General features: G+C 35.7%; 8 protein-coding genes. 1 reads left to right on the top strand and 7 read right to left on the bottom strand.

What is annotated here, in order from left to right; genetic code table 11:
• Positions 1-68 precede the first annotated feature (68 nt).
• Positions 69-233, top strand: a complete 165-nt coding sequence (locus ACTXGL_RS11920; RefSeq protein ID WP_443526980.1) for a hypothetical protein — start codon at positions 69-71, stop codon at positions 231-233.
• A 75-nt stretch (positions 234-308) separates the two neighbouring features.
• On the opposite strand, the gene ACTXGL_RS11915 is transcribed toward ACTXGL_RS11920, so the two are convergent.
• The 7 genes from ACTXGL_RS11915 to ACTXGL_RS11885 all read right to left on the bottom strand — a co-directional run bounded on the left by ACTXGL_RS11915 (position 309) and on the right by ACTXGL_RS11885 (position 9,946).
• Positions 309-899, bottom strand: a complete 591-nt coding sequence (locus ACTXGL_RS11915) for a recombinase family protein (protein ID WP_443526979.1) — start codon at positions 897-899, stop codon at positions 309-311.
• A gap of 221 nt (positions 900-1,120) precedes the next feature.
• Positions 1,121-1,639, bottom strand: a complete 519-nt coding sequence (locus ACTXGL_RS11910; RefSeq protein WP_443526978.1) for a hypothetical protein — start codon at positions 1,637-1,639, stop codon at positions 1,121-1,123.
• On the bottom strand, positions 1,636-3,741 hold the full coding sequence (locus ACTXGL_RS11905; RefSeq protein WP_443526977.1) for a site-specific integrase: 2,106 nt from the start codon (positions 3,739-3,741) through the stop codon (positions 1,636-1,638). Before ACTXGL_RS11905 ends, ACTXGL_RS11910 begins: the two co-directional genes overlap by 4 nt.
• On the bottom strand, positions 3,741-6,605 hold the full coding sequence (locus ACTXGL_RS11900; RefSeq protein ID WP_443526976.1) for a tyrosine-type recombinase/integrase: 2,865 nt from the start codon (positions 6,603-6,605) through the stop codon (positions 3,741-3,743). Before ACTXGL_RS11900 ends, ACTXGL_RS11905 begins: the two co-directional genes overlap by 1 nt.
• On the bottom strand, positions 6,602-7,837 hold the full coding sequence (locus ACTXGL_RS11895; RefSeq protein WP_443526975.1) for a tyrosine-type recombinase/integrase: 1,236 nt from the start codon (positions 7,835-7,837) through the stop codon (positions 6,602-6,604). Before ACTXGL_RS11895 ends, ACTXGL_RS11900 begins: the two co-directional genes overlap by 4 nt.
• Before the next feature lie 42 nt (positions 7,838-7,879).
• Positions 7,880-8,803, bottom strand: coding sequence for a CAP domain-containing protein (locus tag ACTXGL_RS11890; RefSeq protein ID WP_443526974.1), 924 nt, complete (start codon positions 8,801-8,803; stop codon positions 7,880-7,882).
• 234 nt (positions 8,804-9,037) lie between these two features.
• Positions 9,038-9,946, bottom strand: coding sequence for a ribonuclease HII (locus ACTXGL_RS11885; protein ID WP_443526973.1), 909 nt, complete (start codon positions 9,944-9,946; stop codon positions 9,038-9,040).
• Between the last annotated feature and the right edge of the window lie 11 nt (positions 9,947-9,957).

Here is a 9,957-nt window from a genome sequence, read left to right as displayed (position 1 = left end):
AATTTTCAGAGACCTTCCTAAATTTTGTGTAAGTATTTAATCTAAACGTCAGTTACACAGAATCTGGGATGGTCTCTATTACTTCGGCTAGTTTCGCAGTAGACAACCTTCCTGTCAATCCAGATACTCAGCATATCTTCAAAGACTATCAGGAAGGTAGAATCGCAACTATCAAAGAAGTAACAGCGCTACTACACGCTCACTATACTAAGGTAGCGCTTGAAGATAATTAACGCTTATGACTACTTTTTATCTTTAGACGTATTAATTCAGCAAAGCATAATTATTTAAGTTCATTACCTGACGTGTTACGTATCTTTTAGTACTCGATAAACCGTAGCCACCCCAACACCAACCGCCTTAGCGATTTCCTCTTTTGTCATATTATTCTGACTGCCTAATTCTCTAATACGATTGTGTTTTGTTGTATTAGGTTTCTTACCACTGGGCTTATAGCCACTATTTGCCAATCCCTGCTTAATACGCTCTCTACGCTTGTCATTATCCAATTTAGCCATTGTTGCTAACAAATCAATTAGCATATTGTTGATTACAGCCAATATCTCTCCACTCATGCCAGTATTGATTGTATGCGTAGTAGGTAGGTCTGCTACGATTAACCTTAAGCCTTTATCTTTAATGCGTTGCTTTAGAATTGCAAAGTCATCCTGAGATAATCTACTTAATCTATCTACACTCTCAACAAGCAATATGTCGTCTTGATTTGCTTCATTAAGTAACTTAGTAAGAGCTGGTCTATCTAACTTAGTACCACTGTAATTTTCAATATACTCAATATAGCTATCATCATAACCTTTGCTAAAGCCAATCAAGTCAGACAACGCTCTCTTAGCGTCTTGGTCTTTTGTGCTAGCTCTCACGTATATTCTGACTGTCATAACGCCACCTCTATTATTTAGAGTTAATAATTAATGTTCATTGATAATAGCAGGATATTACTATCTTTTAATAAGATAAACAAGTCTAATGATAGATAGGTTATCGTTTAGAGGTTTTATGCTTTAAGTATAGTTTAATGATAGCTTTCTAAGCTAAAATAAAGCTTTAGTAATAAGGTTACTAAAGCTTTATTTTAGCTTATTTGATACTTTTTTCACTATTAGTGTTTGAGCTGGTTTGCATTTACCTGTGTTAGCTCTAGATCTAGTTTCTCCTTCAAAATTTTGAGTTCTAGCTCAGCTTCTAAAAGCAACTTCTGGTTTGTTTCGTATAATGCCTTGTAATAATCTCGCGACTCTCTCATGTTTTGATATTTTTTGTCTGAGTGATCAGCAAAACGCTTCATATCTTGATACTCATTAAACCAGTAAATAATCTCATCTCGCGCTTGAGTCAATTTTTCTTCAAGAATTTTTTTTATATCACTATCATTTGAACGCACTTGTTCTTTATTTGCTTTCTCTCTAGCCTTTCTGATACTTTTGATTCTGGCTAGTTCTTGGACAGGCCAAACGCGGTTTGATATAGTATTTCGATGAACTCCACACATTTCTGAAAGTTGCGCTATAGTTGCTTTCAGTTTTTTGTTACTTTCAATATCTGATATAGCTTTTTTTAACAAAGATGTATTTGCTTCATAGTCATCATTATTTTTTTTGTCATAGGCTTGATCATTCATAGTTCAACCTTTTCTTCAATACTCTCTAGAACCATTTTGGCTTCGTTCATTGCTGCTATAATTTGTTCACGATTATGAGAGTATTCTGGTTTATTTAAGTTTGCTTTATTCAAAACATAAACCTCACGCCATTTAGGGGCATGTTTGCTAGTAACGACAGCTTGTTTGCACCGAGCAGGATTACAACGTAGTGAACCAATGCATGGCAAACTTGAGTCATTTTCTTCTTTGCCACCATAGCAAAGTCCCTGTCCCACATATACAACGGCTACACCTTGGTCTACCATTGCTTCATACACTTCCTCTTCCGTATACCCTTCAGCCATATATCCTTGAAAAGTTTTGATTAGACCCTTTTTATGCTCATCAGCTCTACCTCCATAATATATACCATTTGGGTTATGAGCAGTCTTAATAGCCTCTAATTCAGCTGCTCGACGAAATGATTTTTTATCTCTTACTCGATTCCCATCTCTTGATAGCATTTCACCAATATCTCCATAGCCTAGCGTTACTGCTGACGTGGAACCAGTAGACGTGTATTTGGAGATACTATCTACAAAGTGTTTTAATTGAAATGATATTAAAGGTAGACCAACTTCTGCCTTAAATAATTGATAAGTTAAGGTATGTCTTAGCATATATACGTTAAACTTTATTTCATTCGAAATACCTTCACCTAATAGTCGAGTAATGAGATTGTTCATTTGATACGTAATACCTGTACTATCCATTGCTTTGGGAAAATTTTGTGGTTTAACAGTATCTATATTAGAGACTAAGTAAGGTGAAGCTTTAATTTTTGCAATATATGAAGCTGCTAATACTGCATCTCTAACGATTGGTATAGCTACCCACCTATCATCAAACAAACCTGTATTAGTTTCCTCTCTATGCTTCTTAACTTTACTTTCTAGGAGCCAAGAGCCATCATTTTGAATCAGGCATGAACAGTTTTGAACCTTTATTTCTGATAGCTCAGATGGTCTCATGCCTGTATATTGACCGATTAAGTAAAGACATGAGTATGATAAAAGACTAAAATATTGTCTTAAATCATCTAAATGATAACCACGCTTTTTCAAGTTTTTCCGTAAAGTTTGTCCACCCATAATATTAGAGTTTTTGTCAAGCATCCAGTTATAAGGTTCAATTTTACTTGTAACTAAGCTTGAAGAATAACCTCTACTTCTTAGCTTAAAAGCAGTGTACCCGTTTAAGGTTTCATTGGATACTTGTGCTTCACTTGCCCATGATAAATAATCGCTTGTCCTAAATCTTTCTAAAGAACTAGAATCTGCTATTTTCTCTTTATCTCCTATAGCATTTAAAAAGTCAACTACAATAAAAGATGTTATTTTTGATAAAGACTCGAATACTAGATCTGGTAGAACTTGATCTTTTTTCTGTTTATCAACATTTGGTAGTATCTTCCATTTCAAGCTACTTATCTCAATGTAAGCTATAGGCTTTTCAAATATATACTTTACAGAAGCTGGACTGCGCAGGTATTTGAAAAACTGATCTAGCTTCACATTTTTCATACGGTCATAGTTTGCAGCGGCTTTATAATAAAATTCAGGTGTTATATCAGATAATGTCTTGATCTTTTCATTAACAAACACAGAACCTAGCTCATAAGATGCTTGTTTAAATACTTCATTGATAAATGCTAAGCCATTTTTAAAAATCAAAATTAATGAGTTAGCTTTTAATACTTTTTTTCCTCGGCTTTTTCTCTCTTTTTTTGGAGGCTTAAAAATCGAGTTGTTTAGCAAGGCTAGCTCAAACATAACTTTCATTTCTATTAAAACAAATACTGGGATTTCAGTATATTTTGAAAAACTAATACGTAACATTGCCCCCTGAACATTTTTTGCAGCATTAGGATAATCACTATTAAAATCCCAAATACAATCAGAGAATATCGATAGTTTCGATACAGGTTTATTCATAAGGGATGACATATATTCGGTATGATACGTATTTTTGTGCCCTACATAAACGTTGTCTTGATTTTTAGTATGGTTTAAATTATCTAAAACGTAGAAACGATGTTCTACAAAATCTGTTAATACATTCAGCTTTTCTTCATGGTTCATTAAATTGCCCCATCGATTAGTGTAGTTGTCTCGATATACTCTGCTAAACGTCGCCCATTCTCTAACTCTTCTGAGGAAAATGCGGACAACTCTGGGTCTATAATTCCCCTTATTAGTTCTATATTCTCTGAAATCACATGTCCATAGGGTGTGTCCATTACACGGGTATGCTCTGTTAAAAGAGTATAATCACGTTTCATAGCAAAAATTTCAGGGAGATTCTTGGCAGTAATAATAACGTTATCACAACCCAAACATTTATTATATTGTGAACATGGAGTACCGGGAATATAAGAAGAAAGATTTTTTACAAAATCTGGTGGATCAAAAATATTTCTACATTCAGCTAAAGGGGTATGAAATGTTATTGCTAATTCGTCACTAATTTTGAGCTTAATATCTTTTGATAGTTCTTCAGTTTTTTCATCCAAAGTCGATTGATGTATTTCTTTTAGCTTATCATTTATCTTCGTTCTACTTACTGAGTTAAAGTCGAACGAGTCGAGGTAGTTTATCGTCATCTGAATTGATGAGTGTCCTAGCATTAGCTGAACCTCACGTAGAGATACGCCATTGCTAAGCATTTCACTAACAAAGGTTGGTCTAAATCGACTTATATTGAGAGTTATTGGATATCCTGAATCGTCGTGTAAATTATATTTTTTAGTGAACTTAGATAGATAATACCCTAAGCCTGTTGTCTTATTTCCCTTATGCTCTAGTAAAGAAATTACTCTTCTGTGATTTCTATATTTTGATTGATAGATGAACAACTTATTTTTTGATTCATCATCTTCGATCAAGTGTCGAAAATCCTTAGTCAAAGAAATAACTTCTTCAAAAATTATTTTTATGGACTTAGCTTGGGTAGATGTTAGCCATGTTAAATCTGCATTAAAAAGATCAAGGTGATATTCTTTGTGACCGTTAGACCGCTCTTTCCAATACCTAAGACAAGGTCGTAATGTTGCTGGATGACAGTCAACATAATCGTCTATGTCAAGAGAAAGTAAAGAATCTGTGTTTAACCCGGTAACTTGAGCAAGTCTCAGAATATATGGTATTAGTGTATCTACATTTATTAATGTACTAACGCCCCATTCTTCATACACATCTTTTAAACTTTTATCTGAACTAGCAATGATTCTTAGAAAAGCTTTCTCTATATGTGAATTCGCTGTATTGTAATGAACTGACCTACACATCAAATGGTTTTCAAAAAGCCATCTTGCATTTTCTAATGTCGAAAGTCCTCGTACTATGAATCCCTCTTCGCTTAAAGGGTTTATACCAATACCTGTTATTTTGTAGGGTGTAAAATTTTTTCTAGATTCATTTAAACCCTTTTCAATAGAATCTAGTATCTGTAGCCGTTCATTCTTTGTGAATGGCTTTTTAGTATCTGTTTCTCTGCTTGCAGAAAAACCACTAACATCAAAAAAAATGTATTCCGAATCTCGTACTTGAGTCAGTCTATGTAATGCCCTACGTACTAAGCCCAAAACTGTATTTGCGGAATGACTTGATATTTTTTTATTTATTATTTTTTGATGTAAGTATTTGCGATATCGAGATAAAAGATGCTCATCGAAAACTTCGATTACTCTTAATGGTTTAGACCCATAAAATTTTGATAAGTACTTTATAAACAAGCTACAAGCACTCCTATAGCCACCTTTACTTGATTCTGAAGCTACAGTCTTAATTTGTGCGGCAAAAAGTTGCTCGATCTGAATAAAAGGTTCTAAATTTGAAGGTTCGATAAATTCAGCAATAGTGTTTAAGCCTTTCATTGCTAATTTATCGAGACACTCCTTCTTGATTACACTAGGTTCTTTTTTACTAAAATTTTTCTTTCTTTTTCGTTCAGCGAAGCTCTTATAGTTAACATCAACGATGTTAAGTTTTTCGAGGTCTTTATGAATGAAGTCCCAAGCGTTCTTAACGACATTAAATTTTAGGGAAGATGAGTTTATAGGTCGTTGTCTAAAATGCATTTTATTAAGTGAAATTTTATTGCCAAAAATAGGCAATGTATATTTTTCTTCTTCGGATAGCTGTCTGTACCAATTTAGAAGTTTTCTCCTATTTTCTATACCAGCAACCTTATAACTATCATGTGGAACTACTAATATATCTTTTTCAATCATCTTTTTGATTAAAGGGTTTGTAAACTCTCTATATAAAGTTGCCCTACTAGGAGAGGCTCCTGTAATATTTTGAATATGCTTGACAGACACACTGAAGCCCAATGAGTTGTCAGCTTTACTAATAGGTATCTCCCATAATTCTTCTAAATCATTAACTGTTCTTGACACCCATTCCACAATAGTTGATCTAACATCTTTAATTATTTGCTTTTCTCCATTAACTTTTTTGAAGTCTGCACCTATGATTCCTAGTTCAAAAAGATCTTCATGAATGCCATCTATTACCTCTGCTACCCATTCGTAACGATTTGCTGAATTAGCCCAATAGCTTTGCTCAGATCCTAGAGATTCAAAGCAAATGTTATTTACAGAGCTGGTAAGTCTAGGAAGATTATTTTTATCATTAAAACTTAAGCTGTTATACCAATGAAAAATTTCTTGTCTAATGAAGTTTTCTTTAATAGAGGCTTCTTTTTTAATAACTTGCATTTCATCTAATTTTTTTATTAAAGGAAGAGTAAGATGTTTTAATCTTTGAGCTTCGCTAATTGTGATAGATATCTCTTTTACTAAAAATCCAGACATAACGTTGATGCCCCAAGGGCTTTTAAAGTCTTTGTTAAGTGGTAATGATAAAAGTTGATCAGGACACTGTAATAAGCACTCTACCCATGTATTGATTAATCGATCGGCACTATCTCTACTTCCTTTCATTTGATATCCCCAATACGAATCTTTAATTGGGTCTGTTCGCTCAAGCGTCTCATTTTTTCAGCTCTAGTTATTAATTCGCCATTTTTATTGCACATATTGTTGTAAATGTCTTGAGGAATGCTCGTGTACATTTGAGTAGTATCAAGTTGATTGTGTCCTAAATTCTTTTGTACAACAACGAGGCGATCTAAATAATCTATTCCTAGATCATTTGACTGTAATATCGAATAAGCATTTCCATGCCGTAATTTGTGAGGAGAAATTGTTCGATTGAGAAGACCTTTCTTTATTGCACGTTTACTTACACGCTCAAGCAATTTGTTAATTGCGCTAGGTGTATATGGAGTACCTTTAGCATTGAAGAATGCTGGAGTATCTGAGGATTTTAAATATTTACGAGCGTATTTTTTATATAGAGGGGATGCGTGATACTTTTGTATACGTTTGATAGTTGCTGAGCTAACTAGAGTCCAACGTGGTTTGATTTGATTACCACGACCTTTACTGCCTTTAACTTTTAAGGGTACATAGTCAGTGTGAATTGGTAGATCAGTGTCGCAAGTGATAAAACTTTTAGAATTGAAGTTGACACTGTCTTTAAAGTCTTCAAGACTGACTCTAGGTAACTCAGAACGACGTAAACCAGAGTCATATAGGAATTGAAGTATAACTCTTTCTCGTTCTGAACGAGTAGATTTGATTAAAATGAAGAGGTCATTAAGATTGCAGGAACTAATTGGTGTTCGCTTCGGTACTTTTGATAGATAACCATTATCATATGGGTTATTTTTTCTTAGCTGCTCACGGTCTTCTGTGGGACTACAGAGGTACTCTATGAAAGCTCGTAATGTAGCATCACGATTTCTAATAGTAGCTGAGCTTTTATGGTCATCACGAGCAAGGAACGTTAAATATTCTTGAATTACGTATGCTGGTACTGATAGAAATACCTCATCAGTTTCATCATTGTCATAATCTGGTCGACTACGAATGTAGCTTAAGAAGTAGATCAGGTTTTTACCATATGTATTTACTGACTTATAAGCTATTCTCTCATGTTTGGACTTATATGATAAATACTCAGAAATAATAGGAAGGATTTTGCCATTATCATCGAATACTCCAACTCCATTTACTTTAATAGTCTCATATAGTAATAAGTTTGGAACTTCACTAAGTAGACAAGATCTTGATAAATCTAGTTCCGTATCAATACAAACTTTAATATCCATAGCATCCACCAGAGTATTCTATAAGCTAAAGTATGGATCATATTATATATGTTTAATTACTCCATACTGTGAATTACTATTATAGGGGAATAAACTAACAGGGTTTGGCGACTCATTATATAGCGCAGTTACTGTACCAGTCACCCCTTCGCATGGATAAGTAAAGACACCTGATACGGACCTATCTCTTGTCGCTCTTGTCGCTGAAGCATGGCTTACTAAGACATAGCCTTGATTAAGGGTTGGATTTTTGGCATTAGGTTTGTAAGTCACCATCCCTGTGCCGATCAGACTCGATGTTGGCAGCATCAAAGAACGCAGATGATACGGTGCGGCTAGCAATGATTTTGCCATTGAGGTTGCGACCTCATCCGTTTTCAGAAAATTCCCTGCTGAGCTGTAATAGACAGATTGAGCGATATTTTCTGTCGCACCATATTGTGCATTACTGTAGTTTGCATTTAACAATCTATCTGAGAAGTCTAGGCCACCAAAGAATGGATTGTTGTCACCTGTGACGCTAGCAATATCACTGATTTCATTTTCGACATGGGCGTTAAAGCTGGTTGGTGTACTATTAGCAAATACATATTTGATATAGTTTGCATGCTGAATCGCAATATCGTCCAGTTTTGTATCACCAGAGAGACCACTTAGACCACAGCTGGTTCTGGCCAGACTAAATTGATTATTAGCACTTAATGCTGCTCGTGCGTTGTTGTCTACGGGTTCCTTATTTGTATTGTCTGGTACATCTCCGGCTGACTCTTCCTCTTCATCGGGCGACGCTGTAATAGGTACTGAAGTAATTGGTTCTGATACGATATCTTCTTGTGTTTCACTCGGTGGATCATTAGGTACAGAGCTGCTATCGGAGTCTCCACCGCCGCCGCCACCACAAGCCGTTAAAAACACTGTTAAAAATAGTACTGAAGCGAGGTTCTTTTGAGGGATATGAGCTGTCATCCTTTATCCTATAAAATAGTTATGTATATAAATCATAGTGGAAATAAAAAATTAAACCAAAGCTTAGTTATTGATTTTACAGGTTTTTGTATTGGTATGAATATATTGTAATATACTTTATGGACTTTTGCTCGTTATTTCTAGAAAACAGTCTATTAATTCATAATATATGTCGCTTGATTGTTATGGGATTTCGGTACATTCGTGATGATTAAAATGCTCGCTGTTCTGCATTTATCTACTTTCTAGCGACTTTCGTACTGGTGCAAAACTACGTCTATGTGCTGATAGCACACCGTATCTGTCAATTGCTTCCATGTGCGCGCGCGTCGGGTAGCCCTTGTGTTTGGCAATACCATACTCTGGATATTGCGCATCAAGGCTGTACATGGCCTCATCACGGCTTACCTTTGCTAATATACTGGCGGCGGCAATACTCGTATGGCGCGCATCACCCTTCACCCACGCTTGGCAATCAACGCCAGATAGCGTCATATCTAATTCGTCAAATATAGCGGGGTTCAGATCAGGGCAACGATTGCCATCGAACAGCACCTCAATCTTTACGTTATTAGGCAATGCGTCTTCAGCGACTGTGGCCGCTAACATACCTTTAAAAACTATTTTTAATAACGTCTCCGTACACAGCCGCATACCAAGCATGGTTGCCTGCAATATATTTACCTGGTCGATGACTGCCGCTGGTATGTCAGCGATGACGTACCCTGTGGCATGCTGTTTGACCAGCGGATAGAGGATATCTCGCTTTTTTTCACTCAATTTTTTTGAATCTGTTAGAGTCGATAGCGGTGTGTCTTTTAGCGGCTGTGCTTCAATCAGTCCTGACCACATCGGCGGCAGTATTGTAGCAGCAACATTAACGCTCCCCAGTAATGGTCCACGCCCTGCTTCATCGACACCAATTTGTAGTACTGTCTGCTTAGCTTCTTTATCATTGGTGAAATAGTGAGTGAGGAGCTCCGAAGTATTCATCTGCCCATATAAATGTATGGGTGCTACCAGTTGAATACACTGACCTTTGACATCGATATTTTCGATCTTGTTATCAACTGTCTGAATTGAGTTTTCTATACTGTGTTGATCCGTACTATGTTGATCTGTACTGTGCTGAATGGGCATCATGTTAAAAAGTC

It is taken from the genome of Psychrobacter sp. T6-6 (assembly GCF_052258185.1).
GTDB lineage: Bacteria > Pseudomonadota > Gammaproteobacteria > Pseudomonadales > Moraxellaceae > Psychrobacter.
Note: the sequence above shows the minus strand (reverse complement) of the source record. Positions and strands in the feature narration are given on the sequence as shown.